Genomic DNA, 19,094 nt, shown 5'->3' on the forward strand with positions numbered 1-19,094 from the left:
TCGCTCGAACCAACATACCACATTCGCCCGGCATGGTTCGAATTCCCGGGCGGCATGGGCGGCAGGCATAAAAAGAATCCATCGCGGAGCTTTTTATCATTATTTCCATGCGGCATGCCCTTCCTATAATGCGCCCCATCCGATGCCGGACCGAACGGGGAAGCGGGCCGAATTCGGCAGAACAGCCGAGAGGAAGGGGAATTCTATGAGTTCCGCACAGGTTAAAGAGGGGTTCAACAAGGCGATCATTCCCATCATGGCGATCTTCGCGCTCGGCGCCTCCCAAGGAGGCGTCAACGCCGGCCTGGCCACCATGGGGGCGGCGTTCCCGGAGGCGGGGCCGAACATCGGCTACGTGATCAGCATGGTGGCGCTCGGCATGATTCCGTCGGGCATCATCTCGGGCGCGGTCACGGGCCGGTTCATCAAGTACCGTACCTCCATCATAGCCGCCATCGTCCTGTACATCGTTTCAGGTTGCTGGCCGTTCTTCATGGGGAGTGGCGAGTCGTTCGGCATGCTGCTGGCCTCGCGCTTCGTGTTCGGCTTCGCGGTAGGGTGGTCGTACCCGCTCGCCCAGGCGCTCACGTTCAAGACGTTCGACAACGAGAACAAGCGCGCGAGCATCCTCGGCGCCGGCATGGCGTTCTTCAATCTGGGAAGCCTGATCATGGAGCTTGCCGGCGGGTACCTTGCGCTTGTGAGCTGGCAGGCGTGCTTCCTGGTCTACCTGATCGGCATCATCCCGCTCGTCATCGTCATCTTCATGCTGAAAGAGCCCGAGCGTGATTCCGAGCAGGCGGCCGAGCTCGCTGCCGAGACGGGCGGCGAGGTGAAGACGAAGATACCGCCCATCGCCTTTTTGTACATGCTCATGCTCACGCTTATCGTTGCGTTCGCCATGCCCACGATCCTGTACTGCTCGTTCGTGCTGCCCGACTCGGCCATCTCCGGTTGGGTGCTCTCGGCCATGACGCTTGTGGGCGCCGTCACGGGCTTCACGCTGGGGCCGGTGTACAAGAAGCTCAAGAAGTGGACGCTGCCGGTAGCGGGGCTGTTCCTGGGCGTGCTGTACGTCGTCTGCACCCTCAACGCGCAGCCGGGCAGCTTCAACCTCGTGGTGTACATCGCGACGTTCCTCGTGGGGCATTGGGGCTTCGCCATCGTGATCCCCGCCACGGGCAACATGATCACGAACCTGGTGCCCATTGGCGCAGCCACGCGCGCCATGGGGTTCAACACGGCGTTCCATCAGGCCGGCTGCTTCCTTGCGACCCCGGTGGCAACGCTGGTCATGGGATTGCTGGGCGCGCAGGCGGTCACCGACCTGCTGCTTCCCTGCAGCATCGTCATCGTGGTGCTGGGCGTGCTCCAGTTCGTGCTGGCGGGCTTCACCGATATGTCCAAATACGATGACGGCTACGGCAAGGTCGAGCTGCATCACGACGCCTAAGCGAGACGGCGCGCCAAGCGCACGGCATTCCAGGAGGATTGCCCGCTTCCCCTGTTCGGTTCGCACATCGAAGCAACAAAGAGAGGAGACATCCATGTCGAACGATTACTACGAAAGCCACCGAGGCGAATGGCAGTGGCAGGACGGCGAGTACACCGTCACGCGCACGACCGCCTGGTCGGGGCCCGGTTGCCACGACGGCTGCGGCGTGCTGTACTACACGAAGGACGGCAAGCTGGAGAAGGTGGAGGGCGACCCCGATAACCCGTTCAACCAGGGCGCGCTGTGCATGCGCTGCCTGGAGATGCCCGAGTTCGTGAACAACCCCACGCGCCTCGGCCACCCCATGAAGCGTGCCGGCGAGCGGGGCGAGAACAGATGGGAGCGCGTGTCCTGGGAGGAGGCGCTCGACCTCATCGAGGAAAAGGTACGCGCCATCTGGAAGGACTACGGCCCCGAGTCCATCGTCTGCCATATCGGCACCGGGCGCAACAACTGCGACCAGATACCGTACCTGTGCTACGCGGCGTTCGGATCGCCGAACTTCTCCATGGGCTATCTGGCCGGCGACTCCTGCTTCTGCCCGCGCTCCGCGTCGATGGCGTCGCAGAACGGCGACTTCATGATCGCCGACTGCTCGCAGCAGTTCGAGAAGCGCTACGACGAGAGCACGGGCTGGCGCTGCCCCGAAGTCATCGTGAACTGGGGCTGCAACGCGGTCGTCTCGAACTCCGACAACTTCTTCGGCGGCTGGATCGTGGACTGCATGCAGCGCGGCTCCAAGATGATCACCATCGACCCGTCGCTCACCTGGCTGGCCTCCCGCTCGGCGTACTGGCTGCGCGTGCGCCCGGGCACCGACGCGGCTTTGGCCATGGCCATGCTCAACGTCATCATCTCCGAGGACCTCTACGACCACGATTTCGTGGCCAAGTGGTGCTACGGCTTCGACGAGCTTGCCGAGCGCGTGCGCGACTGGACGCCCGAGCGGGCTGCGGAGGTTTGCTGGGTCGAGGCCGAGGACATCGTGGGCGCCGCCCGCCTGTACGCCCAGGCCGACCCCGCCGCCATCCAGTGGGGGCTCAAGCTCGACCAGACCACCAACGCCACCGCCACCGCGTGCGCCGTCAACTCGCTGTGGGCCATCACGGGCAACGTGGACAATCCCGGCGGCAACATCATCATCCGCAACGCCTTCGACCAGAACCTCTCGTACGGCTACGGGTACCACCTGCTGCCGCCCGAGGTGCAGGCGAAGCGCCTGGGGGCCGAGTTCCCGCTGATGAGCCGTGCGGGCTACAGCTCCTCCGCCCATGCGGACTCCGTGCTGAAGGCCATCGAGACTGGCGAGCCGTATCCTATCCGCATGGTGTGGATGACGTCCACGAACCCCATCGCCAACATGGGCGCCGACGCGCCGCGCCTGTTCCGCGCCTTGAAGAGCGTCGATTTCGTGGTGGTGAACGACCTGTTCATGACGCCAACCGCCATCGCCTTCGCCGATCTGGTGCTGCCGGCCGCCATGTCTCCCGAACGCAACTCGCAGCGCTGCTGGTGGGTTCCGAACCGCACGCTCACCAAGGTCACCCAGTACGAGGAGTGCGTCTCGGACGACGACCTGGTCACCATGGTGGGCAAGCGCCTGCACCCCGAGAACTTCCCCTGGGACGACAACGTGGGATGGATCAACCACATCTTCGAGCACGAGACGAACGACGAGCTGCCCTACAAGAGCTTCGAGGAGGCGCAGAAGGTCGTGTGGTCCTACCCGGCGTTCACCTACCTCAAGCACGAGAAGGGCCTGCTGCGCCCCGATGGGCAGCCCGGGTTCAACACGCCGTCCGGCCGCATCGAGCTGTACAACACGAACCTCATGCTGTGGGGCTACGATCCGCTGCCCGACTTCAAGGAGCCCAGCTGCTCTCCGGTGAGCAGCCCCGAGCTCGCCGAGAAGTACCCGCTCGTCCTGACCACCGGCGCGCGGTCCTTCGAGTTCTTCCATTCCGAGCATCGCCAGGAGGGGACGACGTCGCGCGAGTTGCACCCCGACCCGCTGTTCGAGATGAGCCCTGCCGCCGCCGAGGCCGCGGGCATCTCCGAGGGCGATTGGGCCTGGATCGAGAACCAGCGCGGTCGCTGCCGCCAGAAGCTGCACGTGAACCCCTCGCTCGACGACCGCGTGGTACGCGCCGAGCACGGCTGGTGGTTCCCCGAGACCGAGGGGGCGGAGCCGAACCTGTACGGCGTGTTCGACTCCAACATCAACAACCTCACCCCGCAGTGCGAGAACGGCGACACCGGCTTCGGCGCCCCATACGCGAACCAGCTGTGCCGCGTGTACCCGTGCACAGAGGAGAACAGCCGCGTCCTGCCGGGCGAGCAGGTCACCAGGCGCGGGGGCTATTCCAAGGTAATCGACGAGTCCAACGGCGACGTGAAGGTGGGTGCTATCTATGGCTAACGCATTGATGATCGACTACGAGTTCTGCACGGGCTGCCACGCCTGCGAGGTGGCCTGCAAGAAGCATTTGGGCCTGCCCGCGGGCCAGCACGGCATCCGCGTGCTCCAGGACGGCCCCCGCGAGCTGGAGAACGGCAGGTGGGAGTACAACTTCCTGCCCATGCCCACGTCGCTGTGCGACCTGTGCGCCTCCCGCCTGGCCGAGGGCAAGGACGCCGCCTGCGTCCACCACTGCCCGGCCCACTGCATGGCGCTCGGGCCGGCCGAGGAGCTGGCGGCACGGTTCGACGGGAAGGTCGACCGCGCGCTGTTCGTTCCCGCTCAGTAACGACGGTTCGCGCCGGGTGCCCTGCCGCCCGGCGCGGTTATGGAAGGAGAAGCAATGGATCAGGCCAATAGCTACTACGAGGCCCATAAGGGCGAGGTGGAGTGGCGAGACGGCGACTACACGGTGACGCGCACGACGGTGTGGTCGGGGCCCGGCTGCCACGACGGCTGCGGCGTGCTGTACTACACGAAGGACGGCAAGCTGGAGAAGGTGGAGGGCGACCCCGACTGCCCCTTCAACCAGGGCACGCTGTGCATGCGCTGCCTGGAGATGCCCGAAGCCGTGAACCATCCCGACCGGCCGACCGGTCCGCTCAAGCGGGCGGGCGAGCGCGGCGAGAACAAGTGGGAGCCCGTCACCTGGGACGAGGCCTACGACATCATCGAGGAGAAGGTGCGCGCCATCTGGAAGGACTACGGCGCCGAGTCCATCGCGTGCATGATCGGCACCGGCCGCAACAACTGCTGGCAGATCCCGTACCTGTGCTACGCGGCGTTCGGCTCGCCGAACTTCTGCCTGGGATTTCTCTCGGGCGAGTCGTGCTTCCAGCCGCGCTCGGCGGCCATGGCCTCCATGAACGGCGACTTCCTCATCGCCGACATGTCGCAGCAGTTCGAGAGCCGCTACGACACCGAGAACACCGAGTGGGTTCCGCCCGAGATGATCGTGGTCTGGGGATGCAACCCCATCGCCTCGAACTCCGACAACTTCTACGGCGGCTGGGTCGTCGACTGCATGCAGCGCGGCAGCCGGTTGATCACCGTCGACCCGTCGCTCACCTGGTTGGCGGCCCGTTCCGACTACTGGCTGCGCCTGCGCCCCGGCACCGACGGCGCGCTCGCCCTGGCCATGCTCAACGTCATCATCTCCGAGGATCTCTACGACCGCGAGTTCGTCGAGAAGTGGTGCTACGGGTTCGACGAGCTTGCCGAGCGCGTCAAGGAATGGACGCCGGAGCGGGCGGAGGCGGTGTGCTGGGTTCCGAAGGACACCATAATCGGGGCGGCGCGCGCCTACGCGAAGGCCAAGCCCGCCACCGTCCACTGGGGCCTGCCCATCGACCAGGCGGTTGTCGGTATCCCCACGGCGCAGGCCATCAACGCGCTGTGGGCCGTCACCGGCAACACGGACGTGCCGGGCGGCAACATCATCATCCGCAACGCGTTCGAGCAGAACGTTTCGTACAACTACGGCTACCAGACCCTTCCCGCCGAGGTGCAGGCCAAGCGCATCGGCGCGGAGTACCCGCTCATGTCCAAGGCCGGGTTCAGCTCCACGGCCCATTCGGACTCCATCCTGCAGGCCATCGAGACCGGCGAGCCGTATCCCATCCGCATGCTCTGGCTTTCCTCCACGAACCCTATTGCCAACATGGCGTCCGACGCGCCGCGCGTCTACCGGGCGGTGCGCACCCTCGACTTCGTCGTGGTGTCCGACCCGTTCCTCACCCCCACGGCCGTGGCGTTTGCCGACGTGTTCCTGCCGGCGTCCATGAGCTGCGAGCGCAACACGCAACGCGTGTGGTGGGTGCCGCTGCGCGGCATGAAGAAGGTGACGCAGTTCGCCGACGTGCGTTCCGACGACACCATCGTCACGGACCTCGGACGCCGCCTGCATCCCGAGAACTTCCCCTGGACCGACGACATCGGCTGGACGAACGACATCCTCGTCAACGACACGCCAGGTTACGACGGCGACTTCGAGCAGCTGTGCAAGGACGTGTACGTCTATCCCGCGTTCGAGTACCGCAAGCACGAGAAGGGCCTGCTGCGCCCCGACGGGCAGCCCGGTTTCAACACGCCGTCCGGCCGCATCGAGCTCTACAACAGCATCTTCGCGCTGTGGGGCTACGACCCGCTGCCGCAGTGGGAGGAGCCATCCTGCTCGCCGTACGCCTCGCCGGAGCTGTACGAGCAGTACCCCTTCGTGCTGACGACGGGCGCGCGCTCGGTGGAGTTCTTCCATTCCGAGCATCGCCAGCTGGAGACGAGCCGCGAGTTCCACCCCGATCCGCTGTTCGAGATGAGCCCGAAGGCTGCCGAGGCCGCAGGGCTGTCCGAGGGGGATTGGTGCTGGCTGGAGAACCATCGCGGCCGCTGCCGCCAGAAGCTGCACGTGAACCCCTCGCTCGACGACCGCGTGGTGCGCGCCGAGCACGGCTGGTGGTTCCCGGAGCAGGAGGCCGCGGAACCCGTCCTGTTCGGGGTGTTCGACTCCAACATCAACAACCTGTTGCCGCAGTGCGAGAACGGGCCGACCGGTTACGGTGCCCCGTACAAGAACCAGCTGTGCCGTGTGTACGCCTGCACGGAGGAGAACAGCGCCGAGCTGCCCACGGCATGCGTGACGAGGAAGGACGGGTACTCGAAATGAGCGCTAACGCATTGATGATCGACTACGAGTTCTGCACGGGCTGCCACGCCTGCGAGGTGGCCTGCAAGAAGCATTTGGGCCTGCCCGCGGGCCAGCACGGCATCCGCGTGCTCCAGGACGGCCCCCGCGAGCTGGAGAACGGCAGGTGGGAGTACAACTTCCTGCCCATGCCCACGTCGCTGTGCGACCTGTGCGCCTCCCGCCTGGCCGAGGGCAAGGACGCCGCCTGCGTCCACCACTGCCCGGCCCACTGCATGGCGCTCGGGCCGGCCGAGGAGCTGGCGGCGAAAGCCGCCGAGAAGACGCGGTGCGTGGTCTTCTCCTAGGCTCCCGGATAGAGGCAGCCGGCACCCAGCGATGCATGGTGCCGGCCGAGGACAACGCAAACGTTTCGACAGACAAGGAGAATCCTATGTGCTTCAGACCAGCCACGGTCGCCCCCGACAAGACCTGCCCTGCATGCGGCGCAACCTGTGCCGGGGACGCAACGACGTGTTCCGCGTGCGGCGCCGACCTGCCCCAGGCCGCAATGCCCCCCATGCCGGGCACTCCCGGCGCGCCCGGTGCTCCGGGAGCGCCGAAGCCGCCGGAGGCGCCGGGAATGCCCGGGGCACCCGCGAAGCCGGGGGCCCCGCAGCCTCCCAGTTCGGCCAGCTAGCGCGAGGCGGGCGTCCATGAGGCGCGAAGACGGCGCGCGCCGGCACTATGCGCGGGTGGCGTTGCCGCTCATGCTGGTCGCGCTGTCCGTGACGGTTATCCAGTACCAGATACCCACCATCATGGAACGCATCATGGACGAGTTCTCTATGGATGCCGGCAGCGCTTCGTGGCTCATGTCGGTGTTCACGCTCGTCGGGATTGTCGCCGCCCTGCCCGTCGGAGGCCTTGCCGGACGGGTCGGGGCGAAAAGGCTCATGGTGGGTGCGGCGTTCCTGGCCAGCCTTGCCGCCTTGGCCTCGGCGTTCGCCAACGCGGCGCCCATGCTGCTCGCCCTGCGCGCCCTCGAGGGCCTGGGCTTGGTCGCCATCATCGCGAGCGGGCCGTTGGTCATGCAGCGCTGCGTCGATCCTCGCTGCATCGGATCGGCCACGGGCATCTGGATGCTCGGGGGCATGCTCGGGGCGACGCTGGCGGGCATCTCGAGGCTGCGTGCTGTACGAGGCGGTGGGTTTTCGCGGGCTTTGCCTCGCCTATGCGGGCCTGGCGGCGCTCTCGGGGGTGGTTTTGCAGGTGGCGGTGAAGGTGCCGCAGGACGATGCGGCGGGCGGTCTTGTTAACGAGCGCGTTCCTTCTGGGACGACCCCGCGCAGACTGGTATTGGCCGAAGGGAGGCTGCGTGTGTTCCTCGCGCGCGACACGTGGTGCTTCCTAGTGCCGTTTGCGCTGTTCCAGATGCTTTTGCTGAGCGTGCTGTCGTTCGCGCCGACGGCGATGCAACAGCGGGGCGCGGGGGCGGTGGAATCGGGGTTCGCCAGCACGCTTCCCATGCTGCTGGCCATCGTGTCGTCGTTGGCGTTCGGCCGGCTCTCCGATCGTTTCGGGCGAAACAAGCCGCTCTACCTTACGGGGATGCTCACCATGGCGCCATGCGCGTTGCTGCTCTTGACGACGACGGGTCCGGTCATGTGGGCGGCGGCTGTGGCCATGGGATTGTTCGCGATGGGCGCACCGACCGTGGTCGTGGCCGCGTACCCGCGCATGCTCGGCAAGCCGGAGCTTCTTGGCGTCGGGATGGGCGTGCTGCTGCTCGTGCAGTCGCTTGGCCAGTTCCTCGGGTCGTTCGTTCCTTCGCTTCTGCTCGGGCCCGACCTGACGCAGTGGGCGCTCTGCGGTGCGGTGCTGTGTGCGGCGGGTTTGGCGGGGGCGGCCCTGGTCGTCGCGTGCAGGTTCGATTGAGGGGAGGTGCGGCGAGAAGGATAACGGAAAGCTTGGCGCGTGCAAGGGGAAAACAAAGACGAGGAGGAAGCTATGGACGAGACAATGGTAAACCGGAGGAGCTTCGTGAAGGGGCTCGGCCTGATGGGCGGCGTGGCGGCCATGGGGATGATCGCCGGTTGCTCGTCGGAGCCGGCGACGGCGAACGATGCCGACCCGAAGGAGCAGCCGCAAGCGGAGGCCCAGCCGTCGGTTTTGGCGGAGGGTGCCAGCTGGGAGCTGGTGGCGCATGTGGAGGATGGCGGCCTGATCGAAGGCCTCAACTTCTCGCAAGATGGGACATTGTGGTTCATCGACGTGGTCAAGGGCCGCATCCATAAAGTGGTGGACGGCGAGGCCGTGACCGTTCACGACAACGAGGGGAAATCGATGCCGAACGGTGCCAAGTTCATCGACGGCACCACCATGCTTATCACCGACCGTTCCCAGGGGCTCTGCCGGTACGACACCGAGACGGGAGAGTATTCCGTTTGGGTTCCCAACTTCAACGGCACCCCGTTCAACGGCTTGAACGACCTCGTGCTCGACGGCCAGGGCGGCGCCTACTTCACCGACCCCGGGCAGTCGGACTATTTCAAGAGGATCGGTTGCGTCTACTACGTGAAGTACAACGAGGACGAGCCTGCGCTGCAGCTCATCCAGGATGGCATTGCCTACCCGAACGGAATCACGCTCTCGCCCGATGGGCAGTTCATCTACGTTGCCGAGTTCAACACGAACTCGCTCGTGTGCATCCCGTCGGCGGCGTACACGTTGGGCCGTGCCACGCCCTATGTGTTCGCACGCATGGACGGCGGCCATGGCCCCGACGGCATCACCGTCGATGCTGACGGCAACCTCTACGTGGCCCACCTCGAGGCGAAGGAAGTGCTGGTGTTCGACAAGGACGGCTTCCAGATAGAGCGCATACCCGCCCCGGAGGACGCCGATATCTTCGTCGACAACCTCTGCATTCACGACGGGTACCTCTATATCTGCGAGTTCGGAAGCAGCAACATCTACCGTATAGCCGTGACGGCTGAAACAGGGGAGAAGTAAAGGGACATAAAATTTGACGGGGAGGGGGTTCGGCATGCGTCCCCCTCCGTTCGTATTCGCAAACTGCCTGCTGGCATGCTGTGCGGAGCTCAGGCGTTTGATCGGCGCTCGGGGAGGACGCGGCGTTTGGGTATGAGGATCTCCTGGGGATCGAGGGCGAAGAGCTCGGCGGCGGTGAGGGTCTCCTCGCAGGTGAGGGCGCCGTAGCGGCAGGTGGCCTCGCAGACGCCGCAGTCGCGGCAGCGGGCGGGGTCGAATTCGAGCAGGGTGCGGCCGCCGGGCGCCCGGCCGATTCTTCGCAGGGCCTCGGTGGGGCAGAACAGGGCGCACTGGGCGCATCCCGAGCATCGCTCCACGTCGATGCTCATGCGCGGGGCGAGCACGCGGGGGACGACCGCGTCATCGCCAGCGAGTCCTGCGGCGTGCAGGTCGTCGAGCAGCTGCCAGCGGCGGGTGTCGGGTTTGATCGGGGCATCGTCGCCCACAGGGGCGTCCGCGAGCGATTGCAGCTGGCGGGCGGTCTCTGCCCGCGCAGTATCGAGCAGCGAGGCTCCTACCTGGGCGAACAGGCCGCGGCGGGAAAGCTCGCCGGTGGCATCGGCCTCGGGCGCAGCTTCGAGGTCGCGCAGGCTGGCGCCGTCGGCCGTCTCGAAGGTGGCGTCGATTCCCGCCACGGCGCAGATGCGTCGGGAGCCGTCGACGGCGGCGCGCACGAGCTCCGCGGCATCGGTCAGTTCGCATGACGGGCAGGCATCAAGCGGAACGGCGATGCGCTCGGCGCCGTTGCAGGCCAGGTGGACGAGCAGCGCCACGTCGACCCACGCGAGGCATGGCAGCACGACGACGCGGCTGCCGTCGAGGCGCAGGGCCTGCGCCAGCCGCTCGCAGGCGAAGCCGGCGGTTGGCGGCTCGATGGGCGTTGCGGCTTCTTCCCCGACGCTGTTCGATGCGCCCGCGGCCGCCGTTTCCGCGGCCGCCCGCTCGCGCGCTGCAGTGCCAGCGGCGTCCACCTGCGCGATCAGCCCTCCATCGTCGAGCGGCGGCAGCGCTAGCAGCGCGTTCGTGGGGCAGGCGACCACGCAGGCGCCGCAGCGCACGCATGCCTCGTCGTCGATGCGCGGGCCGGCGTCCCTCACCGCGTCCACCGAGCCGTAGAACGCGGCCCCCTCCACGGCCGCCGCACGCACGACGATGGCTCCGACGGGGCACGCCTCGGCGCAGGCGGCGCACGAGGACTCGCGGTCGCGCACGCGCAGGCAGCGCCCGCCGTCGAGCGCTGCCATCGGCGGCCGCTCGGCCAGGCGCTCGGCTATGGCGATCAGATCGGGCACGGCAGCCCCCTTCTTCCCTTACAACAGGGCCAGCAGCTCGTCGACGGCCTCGGGCCGTGTGGCCCAGCTGGTCGCGAAGCGCACGACGGTGCGGCCGTCGGGCGTGAGCTCCCAGAAGCCGAACGAGGCGTGCTCGGCCAGGCGCGCCTTGGAGGCGTCGTCCAGCGCGACGAACTGCTGGTTGGTGGGCGAGTCGAGGTGCAGGTCGTAGCCCTTCGCGCGGAACCCCTCGGCCAGGCGCTGCGCGAGCGCCACGGCGTGGCGGCCGGCGTTCACGTAGCGCAGCCCGCTGTTCTCCTCCTCGAACAGCACGTCGAACTGCAGCCCCAGGAAACGCCCCTTCGCCAGCAGCGCCCCGCGCTTCTTCATGAGCGTGAAGAAGTGGTCGTCGAGCTCCGGCTTGGTGAACACCACGGCCTCGCCGCACAGTGCGCCCACCTTCGTGCCGCCGATATAGAACGCGTCGCACAAACGCGCGATGTCGGGCAGCGTGACGTCGGCACCCACGGCGGCAAGGCCGTAGCCCAGGCGCGCGCCGTCCATGAACAGCCGCATGCCGAAGTCGCGGCACACCTGCGAAAGCGCCTCGAGCTCGGCCAGCGAGTAGACGGTGCCGTACTCGGTGGGATGCGAGATATACACGGCCCCGGGCGCCACGATGTGCTCGCGGTTCTCGTCGGCCCAGTACGCCTCGCAGAGCGCCCGCACCTCGGCGGCGTCCAGCTTCCCGTCGTGCTGCGGCAGCGGCAGCGTCTTGCGTCCACACGCCTCCACCGCGCCCGCCTCATGGGCGGTGATATGCCCGGTTGTGGCGGAGATGATGCCCTCCCACGGTCGCAGGATCTGGTCGGCCACCGCGGCGTTCGCCTGCGTGCCGCCCACGAGGAAGTACACGGCAGCCTCGGGGCACGCGCACGCCTCGCGGATGCGGCCGCGGGCGCGCTCGCACACCTCGTCGGTGCCGTAGCCGCTCGTCTGGTCGAGGTTTGTTGCAGCCAGCCGCTCGATGATGGCCGGATGCGCACCCTCCATATAGTCCGAATCGAAATGAAGCACCGGTTGCCCCTCCCCGTTCTACGATGTGTACTGTTGCATATAGTCTAGGATTTCCTGGCGCGAGTGCAAGCCGGTCTTCGCATAGATGCGCTTGATATGCGCATGGGCGGTGCCCGGCGTGATGTAGAGCTCCTCGGCCACGCGCTTCTGGGTGTAGCCGAGCGCGTAGAGCGCGAGCACCTCCATCTCGCGGTCGGACAGCAGGAACTGCCGCCCCATCTCCTCGGCGTTGTGCTTCATGGACGCCTGGCGCACGTCGGCCAGGCTCTCGTGCTCGTCCAGTCCCATGATCTTCACGAGGACACTCTCCTGCCGGGCGTTCTGCTGCTCCTGTTCCTGAACGTCGCGGCGTGCGATGTTCAGGAACTGCACGAAAATGACCTGGGCCGATACGACGATGCATGATCCCATGAGCGCATTCATGAGCGTCTCGTTCGGCACAAGGTCGAACGACCCCAACAGCGCCACGCGCGCGATAGCGCGGCATCCCAGCCACACGAGCCAGCCGGCGATGGCGTAGTAGTACGGGTCGCGCCAACCGTAGCTCATGAACGCGATGACGACGTACCAGGTGAAAGCCACCATGAGCGCGTTGAGCGTGGTGGTGAACACGGCGCCTATGTCCAACATGTCGGGGAAGGCGGCATAGGCAACGAGCGCGAGGCAGGCCAGAAGCTCCATGACGATGAAGATGCCCACGGTGAGCACCCGCTGGCGGCCGTGCAGGACCAGCGCTATGATAGCACCGCTAATACCGACGGTGAGCAGGCCATACGCTGCGCGTGTCACCGGTGTGAACGCGATGGCCTCGCCGCTGGGATAGCCGCGCAGCAAGCCGATCACGACAGAGAGGACGCCTATGCCGATGGCCGTGGCCGCGAGGAACTGCTTGCTCTGGATCATGGTCTTCGTGAAGCCGAAATAGTCGTTGGACTGCGATGCTCCTGCCGCGATGTCGTGCGGCTGCGTGCGTTTTCTGGCCCAAAGCATGCACGGGTACTGCACCAGCACGAGCACGGTGGCAACCAGGTTCCCCACGGCGACGGGCAGCAGCGTGCACAGGTAGATTTCGACTTCGCTCAAGATGAGAGCCGAGAACACGAACAGGGCCGCGACGATGGTGCCGGTGCCGCGGGCTCGGCGCAGCCAGTAGTAGATGGTGGCCGACGACACGAGCGTGCAGAGTGCGCTCAAGGCGAACCTTACGGCTGGGTTGTTGATATCGGCCAGCTCGGGCGTTGCCAAGGCCACGAGCGTGAAGGCCTCCAACGCGATGCAGATGCGCATGGCGGCGTTCGTGACGCGCTTGCCGAGGGAGACCTTGCCAACCGATATGACGACGAAGAACACGGCCAGTACGCTCAAGGTCACGAGCATGGCGCCGTCGGTGAAGATGCCCTCGTCCGTGCTGGTGTAGCTGCCATAGCTGGCAACGATAAGCCCTGCCCGTCCGAACGCAAGGCCCACCACGAGCGGCCAGAGCTGTGCGCAGGTGCGCAAGAAGTCGCCCGGTGTCTGCCGGGCGCTGTGCTCGTCTTCTGTTTGCTTTGCGATGGTGCCAGCATGACCGTCTGCGGTCGGCTCCAGGCGGCCGGATGCCCGCTCGGCTGTGCGGGCCGCTGCCTCATGGGGCGCTTGATATGCCAAAACCGATCCTCCCCGTTCGTATAATGGCAACATGGTAACGCTTCGGCCGCCGTGCGTAATCGTCGTCGGCTTTTTGTAAACAAACTGGGTCAACTATTCCCGCGCTCTCGTTCTCGCGCGGCGTGGAAATCAGGATAGCAGGACTTTCCGCCGCGAAACCGAATTTTATCCCTAAAGAGGGTAGGCCGGCGCGGGGGCAACGTGCATTATTGAACCATTCGGTGAAGCTTTCCGCTGCCGTCCGCTCGCGCTTCGTCGTTCGGCGGACGGTCTGACGACGAGAAGGAGCAGGCGATGGGAGAGTCGAGGAACGTGTACGTCGAGCCAGACGAGCGCGCCGTCATCCGCACGGCCGACGTGTACCAGACGGAGGTCGAGGCGGGTACGGGCGGCTACTCGGACACGCTTTTGGCCGTGGTGGCGAACTTCAAGAACAGCGGCGCCCCCGAGGGCTTCAACGCGCAGAGCATGGTGGGCAAGTCGAAGCGCGGCGAGGTGGCCCTGCGTCTGTTCGCCGTCATCGATCCGGAGGCGGAGACGTTCGTGCGCATGGGCTTCAAGTCGCGCGGCTGCCTGGCCATGACGGCGTGCGCGAGCACGATCTGCTCGATGGTAGAGGACAAGACGTTCGCGGAAGCGCTGGCCATAAGGCCCGAAGACGTGAAGGCTGCCCTTGACGGCGTGCCGTCGGACAAGCTGCACACGACGTACTTCGCCACGGAAGGCGTGCGCGCCCTCGTGGGCGACTTCCTCATCCGTCGCGGTGCGTCCATCGAGGAGTTGGACCGTGCGGTGCCGTGCGACGAGCTGTCCATCCCCTGTGCCATGTGCGAGCACTGCTCGCTGCGCGACGCGCGGGTGGAGCTGCTGTTCGGCGGCGAGGACGACGGGGCGGAAGAGGTGCGCGCATGAGCGAAGAGGCGATGGGGCCGGCGTGCGCGGACGGTTTCGGCGAGGCTGCGTCCGAGGATGCCGCCGCGCGTGAGCTGGCCGAGCACAACGCGCTGGCGGACGTGTTCGACGACGTGCGCGCGCAGTCGGCGCAGAGCGCGCTGGTGGAACCCACGCGCTGGCCGGAGATCGGCCTGGTGCCCGAGCATCTGGATGCCGAGGAGTTCGAGATGCTCGTGTACGAGTATCTGGAGGACGAGCGCGCGGCCCAGGCCGAGGACGAGGCGGATGCCGCGCCCGTGTACCGCACGGCCACGCGGGCGGTGGGCGTGCCGCGGGCGTTCGGGGGCTCTGCGCCTGCCGAGGCGGCGGCGGACGGCGTGTTCGCGAATGCCGAGCCGGAGGATGCCGAGGAGGCAAGCGCTGGGGTGGCAGATGCCGAGGCTACGGCTTGCAACGAGGTGTCGTTCGATCCGGCAGCTGCCGATGCTTCGGGCGAAGCCTTAGAGGGCGCGCCGTCGGCCTCGGAGACGGCTGCTGCCCGTGAGACGGTGAAGGCGTCGCCGGCCGCGGCGCCGCCCGAGGGCGATGATGGCGGCGACCCTTTTGCAGGCGTGGAGCTTCCCCCTGGCTACCGCTTGGTGGAGATGGAGGGCGAATTCGTGCTCGTGCCTGACGAGGAGGCCGAGCCCGTGGAGCGTGCCATCGACTGCTCGGGTATCGTGGCGTTGGTGGGCGCGCACAGCTACTACCTGTACGACCGCACCGTCATGACCGATGCCTACGCGCACTGGGCGTTCCTGGCGGCTGAGGACGACAACGTGGTGACGTTCGTGGACTGCGTGCGCGAGGACTCTCGCATATATCCGCGCCCGCTCGCCGCATCCAGCCTAGGCAACCCGCCGTTCAACCTGGCAGAGGATGCGGTCGCCCAGACATGGGATATCGTGCGCGAGTCGGGCGCCTATCCCGACATCCAGCAGACGACAGCCTCGAACGGGGACGTCTACTACTTCTCGACGGAGCACCTGAGCCCGGCATACGCCGCCTCGCTGGCCGAATGGGACGCGGTGGAGCGCAAGATGCATTTGTAGGGTGACGGGGATGAGGCATCATCCCCGTCCCTGTGTCTCGCGCAGAAGGGTTGGGTGGCAGAGAGGCGGGGCGATGTCTCGCATGCCTCCCTGCCACGAGATTCGGTTTATTTGTTCTCAGGAGCGGCTTTGCCGGGAGCCTTTTCAACGAAGCCCTCGGCGTAGGCGCTCGGCACTACGAGGGAGCCACCCGATTCCCGCAGGCTTTGGTTCACGAGATGCATCTGGCGCAGCTTGAAAGCAAGCTCGTCTTCCTTGTAGATGTCGGTGGCATCGTGCAGCATGGCGGCCACGTCTTTCTCTACTTCCGCCAGCACGATGCGCGCGTCCTTCTCGCGCTCCGCTTTTGCTGCTGCGGCCATGGTGTCTTGGAGGTCCTTGGGGATGACGATGTCGCGGATTTCCACCGACATGATGGATACGCCCCACGAGTTTGTCTTCTCTTCGATTTTTTCGCGCAATTCCTGGTCCAGTTTGTCGCGATGAACCGTTACGTCGGAGAGGCTGTTTCGTCCGATTGCATCACGCAGGGCGGTTTGCGCCGCCATGGATACGGCGTCGTAATAGTTCTCCACCTCCATGCATGCCTTTTCGGCATCCCAGATCATCCAGAATATGGCGGCATCTACGTTAACAGGCACGAGGTCGGAGGTCAGGATCTCTTCTGCACTGAAGCCCGTCAGCATGGTGCGCAAGTCTGCCTTCAGGGCAACGTGCTCGATGAACGGGATGGTGAGGTATAGACCGGGGCCTGCCATGCGGTTGTATGCGCCGAATCGCAGGATGACGTCGCGTTCCCACTGCGAGGCAATATGTACCGTGAAGATGGCGATGGTTGCAAAAACGAGACTCGAGCATAGCACCCAGATGCTCATTTCCCCTGTTGACATATATCCGATAGAAGCGACGACCGCGAATACGGCGACAAAGACGAAGGCCGAGAAAACATTCGAGGCATTGTCGTCAACGTGCCTGGTGCTCGGTGAATTGAGAAATTCGATTTCGCCGGATCGAGCATTCGCGCTGCCCGAGGCGCCGGCTTTCGCTCTGTTATTGAACAATCCCATATTCGCTCTTCTCCTCTTCCGCTTTTCGGGCCTTGCGTTCCAGTTCGTCGATAATCGAAAGCATGCGCTCGCGTGCTTCGCGGTACGTCATGCCTTTCGACCGGTATTGCCTGATGCAGTTTTCAAGCAGCGCGTCGATGGCGTCTTCTTCGGATTCTTCCGACGAGATGTTCCTTTGAACGAACATGCCGCGTCCTCGTGCGGATACAGCCAGCCCTGAAAGCTCGAGATCGCGGTACGCTTTTGTCACGGTGTTGTAGTTGATCTTGGCTTCGGCGGCTATGCTGCGCACGCTTGGGAGCTGTTCGCCAGGTTTGAAGAATCCCGTGCGAATCAGATAGGCGAAGCGGTTTCGCAACTGAGCCCAGATGGGCAGGTCGGATGTCTCGTCCACGCGAAACAACGGGTTGTCGTCGTTACTTTGCAATCTGTCACCTTTTAGATCGAGCTGGATAGAATAGGTGGAGTCCATGTATCAGGCGCGACGCCTCAGTCAATGGACTCCGCATGTAATGAGGCAATAACGCAAGCATAATCCGCCAAGCAAGCAAATGAAGTCCGAGACAGGTATGGCACGGCATTCCTTTCGAGTAATCGAGTAGGTTTCGAGCGTAATGGGCAGCGCGATTCCCATGCCAATCACGCCTACGCCCGCAATGGCCAGCATCTCGGGTTCCATCAAAAGGCTGAGGGAAGCGTCTGCCAAGGGGTTCCGAAAAGCCGCGTTGACGAATAAGGTCAAGAATACTACCTCTACAGCAAGGCAGGCCACATGGCATATCTGGAGCGGCTTGGTCGCGCGCAACAAAAGGGACTGACCTTGCGTGAACCAGTCGATTAACAGCACGACGGATACTCCCGATGAAAGAGAGGAAAACACAAACAGGACGATGATTGACCAATGATTCCAAAAGGGGATGCTGCCCTGGAAAAGGAATATTCCCGTATAGGCCATCGTCGCCAGGGCCCCGATGCAGCAAAGGGCTTCGACGATATCCAGCCAACGCCCGCGAAGGGTAAGGGGGCTGTTCGGCAGCGATGCCGCCAGCAGAAGCGCCGCCAAAAGGGCTTCGATGGCGAGCGTATAGGCACCGAAGGTGATGACAGTGGGATGGGGAAGAAAGAACACCATCAAAGCGCGCCCGGGGTTCCCTAAGTCTCCGAGCAGGCAAATCATTGCGAAAGCGAGCAACAGAAAACCCACGGTGTATGTTCGGCTGCGCAACGACTCGAATGCTGTGAGCAGGCGGGCAGGGTTCTCGGAGCGGCGAAAAGCGAAACTCCACGCAGACATGACGAAAAGCGCGCCTGCAGCTGCGCCGCCCAAGAACAAATACACTATGACCAAAGATCCGTACAAAGCACCCCGCATTCATTCCGATCGAGTCTTCCGGCATTATCCCACGAAATGATTCTCTAGGGAAATACTTATTGACTGAAACAGTGAATCGCAATACTATGTCACCAGTGAATGAATACGGCATCGTCCGTCGGCCGCGGAGGGGATGGCGTGTTTCCATTCAGTGGGCGAACCGTAACAAAGGGTGGGTCGCCCACATCCTGTTAGGGGTCTGTCCGAAGAAGGATGGCGCGTCGCGCGAGCACCTGCCCATCTTCGGCACCGAAGCTGATAGCGAGGTGTTGCAATGATTTCTGAATTCCCATTGCTCCTGTTCACGACTTTGGCCGGCCTGGCCGCCGGTGCCTATGCGGTGAGAGCCGTGTTCCCGGTGGGCGAGGATGCCAAGAAAGCGTGGCTGTTCCCGCTGGTATGCGGTATCCTTTTGGCCGTTGGCTTGGTGGGCCTGCCGCTGCATCTAGGTCGTCCCGAACGCATGCTCATCGCGCTCACGCAGCCCGGCGCCATGATTGCTCAGGAGGCATACTGGTCGATGGGCCTGGGTGTCATCCTGATCATAGATTTGGTGGTTTCCAAGGTAAAGGGCTCTGCGCCGCGTGCGCTGCGCATCGTGGGCGCCGTCGCGGCGCTCGGCCTCACGTTCGTGATGGCCAACGCCTACTTCATGTCGGTCGGCATCCCGGCATGGGCATCGTGGCAGACGTTCCCGCTGTTCATTTTGGGCAACCTGGCCATGGGCGCGGCGCTCCTGGTGCTGTTCGAGGCGAAGCTGGCCGAGGACGGCACGTACCTGACGGCGTCCGCCGTCTTGGGCGTGCTCGCCGTCGTCGCCATCGCGTTGGAAGCCGTGCATTTCGCGGGTGTCGGCGCGGACATGGTACTGCTGGTTATCGGCGCCGTGGCCGTGGCCGCAGCCGCCGTGCTGCAGTTCATGGCGAAGTCGGGCAAGTTGTCGCCGAAGACCGCCGTGCTATCCGCGTTCGCCTGCGCTTTCGTCGGCGTCGCCTTGGCCCGTTACGGCTTCTACGCCGCATACGCTCTGTAAGGTAAGGGGGAGAAA

Annotated in this window: 17 protein-coding genes; 11 read left to right on the plus strand and 6 right to left on the minus strand. The window is 64.9% G+C overall.

What is annotated here, in order from left to right; all coding sequences use genetic code 11:
- Positions 1–205: 205 nt before the first annotated feature.
- The 8 genes from BN3560_RS08230 to BN3560_RS08270 all read left to right on the plus strand — a co-directional run bounded on the left by BN3560_RS08230 (position 206) and on the right by BN3560_RS08270 (position 9,588).
- On the plus strand, positions 206–1,453 hold the full coding sequence (locus BN3560_RS08230; RefSeq protein WP_157780559.1) for an MFS transporter: 1,248 nt from the start codon (positions 206–208) through the stop codon (positions 1,451–1,453).
- 94 nt (positions 1,454–1,547) lie between these two features.
- Positions 1,548–3,914, plus strand: a complete 2,367-nt coding sequence (locus tag BN3560_RS08235) for a molybdopterin-dependent oxidoreductase (protein WP_096227679.1) — start codon at positions 1,548–1,550, stop codon at positions 3,912–3,914.
- Positions 3,907–4,242, plus strand: coding sequence for a 4Fe-4S binding protein (locus tag BN3560_RS08240; protein ID WP_096227680.1), 336 nt, complete (start codon positions 3,907–3,909; stop codon positions 4,240–4,242). The genes BN3560_RS08235 and BN3560_RS08240 overlap by 8 nt, the downstream gene beginning before the upstream one ends.
- A 54-nt stretch (positions 4,243–4,296) precedes the next feature.
- Positions 4,297–6,615 carry a molybdopterin-dependent oxidoreductase gene (locus BN3560_RS08245; protein WP_096227681.1) on the plus strand — a complete coding sequence of 773 codons (2,319 nt, stop codon included), beginning with the start codon at positions 4,297–4,299 and terminating at the stop codon, positions 6,613–6,615.
- Positions 6,612–6,941 carry a 4Fe-4S binding protein gene (locus BN3560_RS08250; protein ID WP_096227682.1) on the plus strand — a complete coding sequence of 110 codons (330 nt, stop codon included), beginning with the start codon at positions 6,612–6,614 and terminating at the stop codon, positions 6,939–6,941. The genes BN3560_RS08245 and BN3560_RS08250 overlap by 4 nt, the downstream gene beginning before the upstream one ends.
- 348 nt (positions 6,942–7,289) lie before the next feature.
- Positions 7,290–7,892: an MFS transporter gene (locus BN3560_RS08260; RefSeq protein ID WP_096227683.1), complete on the plus strand. Its 603-nt coding sequence runs from the start codon at positions 7,290–7,292 to the stop codon at positions 7,890–7,892.
- Positions 7,780–8,511: an MFS transporter gene (locus BN3560_RS08265; protein ID WP_331712902.1), complete on the plus strand. Its 732-nt coding sequence runs from the start codon at positions 7,780–7,782 to the stop codon at positions 8,509–8,511. Before BN3560_RS08260 ends, BN3560_RS08265 begins: the two co-directional genes overlap by 113 nt.
- A gap of 72 nt (positions 8,512–8,583) precedes the next feature.
- Positions 8,584–9,588, plus strand: coding sequence for an SMP-30/gluconolactonase/LRE family protein (locus BN3560_RS08270; RefSeq protein WP_096227685.1), 1,005 nt, complete (start codon positions 8,584–8,586; stop codon positions 9,586–9,588).
- An 89-nt stretch (positions 9,589–9,677) separates the two neighbouring features.
- Here BN3560_RS08270 and BN3560_RS08275 read toward each other — a convergent pair whose 3' ends face one another.
- From BN3560_RS08275 to BN3560_RS08285, 3 genes are read right to left on the minus strand one after another with little or no spacing between them, the layout of a single operon-like run.
- Positions 9,678–10,919, minus strand: coding sequence for a 4Fe-4S binding protein (locus tag BN3560_RS08275; RefSeq protein ID WP_227115126.1), 1,242 nt, complete (start codon positions 10,917–10,919; stop codon positions 9,678–9,680).
- Positions 10,920–10,937: 18 nt separating this feature from the next.
- Positions 10,938–11,975, minus strand: a complete 1,038-nt coding sequence (locus tag BN3560_RS08280; RefSeq protein WP_096227686.1) for a threonine aldolase family protein — start codon at positions 11,973–11,975, stop codon at positions 10,938–10,940.
- 18 nt (positions 11,976–11,993) lie between these two features.
- Entirely contained in the window at positions 11,994–13,622 is a 1,629-nt protein-coding gene (locus BN3560_RS08285) for a helix-turn-helix transcriptional regulator (protein ID WP_227115125.1), read from the minus strand.
- Positions 13,623–13,916: 294 nt separating this feature from the next.
- On the opposite strand from BN3560_RS08285, the gene BN3560_RS08290 reads away from it, so the two are divergent.
- Complete coding sequence (locus BN3560_RS08290) at positions 13,917–14,534, plus strand: iron-sulfur cluster assembly scaffold protein (protein ID WP_096227688.1); 618 nt, start codon at positions 13,917–13,919, stop codon at positions 14,532–14,534.
- Positions 14,531–15,607, plus strand: coding sequence for a hypothetical protein (locus BN3560_RS08295; RefSeq protein ID WP_096227689.1), 1,077 nt, complete (start codon positions 14,531–14,533; stop codon positions 15,605–15,607). Before BN3560_RS08290 ends, BN3560_RS08295 begins: the two co-directional genes overlap by 4 nt.
- Positions 15,608–15,714: 107 nt before the next feature.
- Here the strand turns inward: BN3560_RS08295 and BN3560_RS08300 are convergent, their stop codons facing one another.
- Genes BN3560_RS08300 through nrfD form a run of 3 tightly spaced genes read right to left on the minus strand, consistent with a single transcriptional unit; the run spans position 15,715 to position 18,034 of the window.
- Positions 15,715–16,674, minus strand: coding sequence for a slipin family protein (locus BN3560_RS08300; RefSeq protein WP_231897370.1), 960 nt, complete (start codon positions 16,672–16,674; stop codon positions 15,715–15,717).
- Positions 16,658–17,146, minus strand: a complete 489-nt coding sequence (locus BN3560_RS08305; protein WP_087190054.1) for a GntR family transcriptional regulator — start codon at positions 17,144–17,146, stop codon at positions 16,658–16,660. The genes BN3560_RS08300 and BN3560_RS08305 overlap by 17 nt, the downstream gene beginning before the upstream one ends.
- A gap of 21 nt (positions 17,147–17,167) precedes the next feature.
- A complete protein-coding gene (gene nrfD, locus BN3560_RS08310; protein WP_157780560.1) occupies positions 17,168–18,034 on the minus strand; it encodes an NrfD/PsrC family molybdoenzyme membrane anchor subunit in 867 nt (288 codons plus the stop codon).
- A gap of 286 nt (positions 18,035–18,320) precedes the next feature.
- Between nrfD and BN3560_RS08315 the strand changes: the two genes are divergently transcribed.
- The gene (locus tag BN3560_RS08315) at positions 18,321–19,079 is read left to right on the plus strand and encodes a DmsC/YnfH family molybdoenzyme membrane anchor subunit (RefSeq protein WP_096227692.1); all 759 of its coding nucleotides are present in this window, start codon (positions 18,321–18,323) and stop codon (positions 19,077–19,079) included.
- The last annotated feature ends 15 nt before the right edge of the window (positions 19,080–19,094 follow it).

The organism is Gordonibacter urolithinfaciens (assembly GCF_900199375.1).
GTDB classification, from domain to species: Bacteria; Actinomycetota; Coriobacteriia; order Coriobacteriales; family Eggerthellaceae; genus Gordonibacter; species Gordonibacter urolithinfaciens.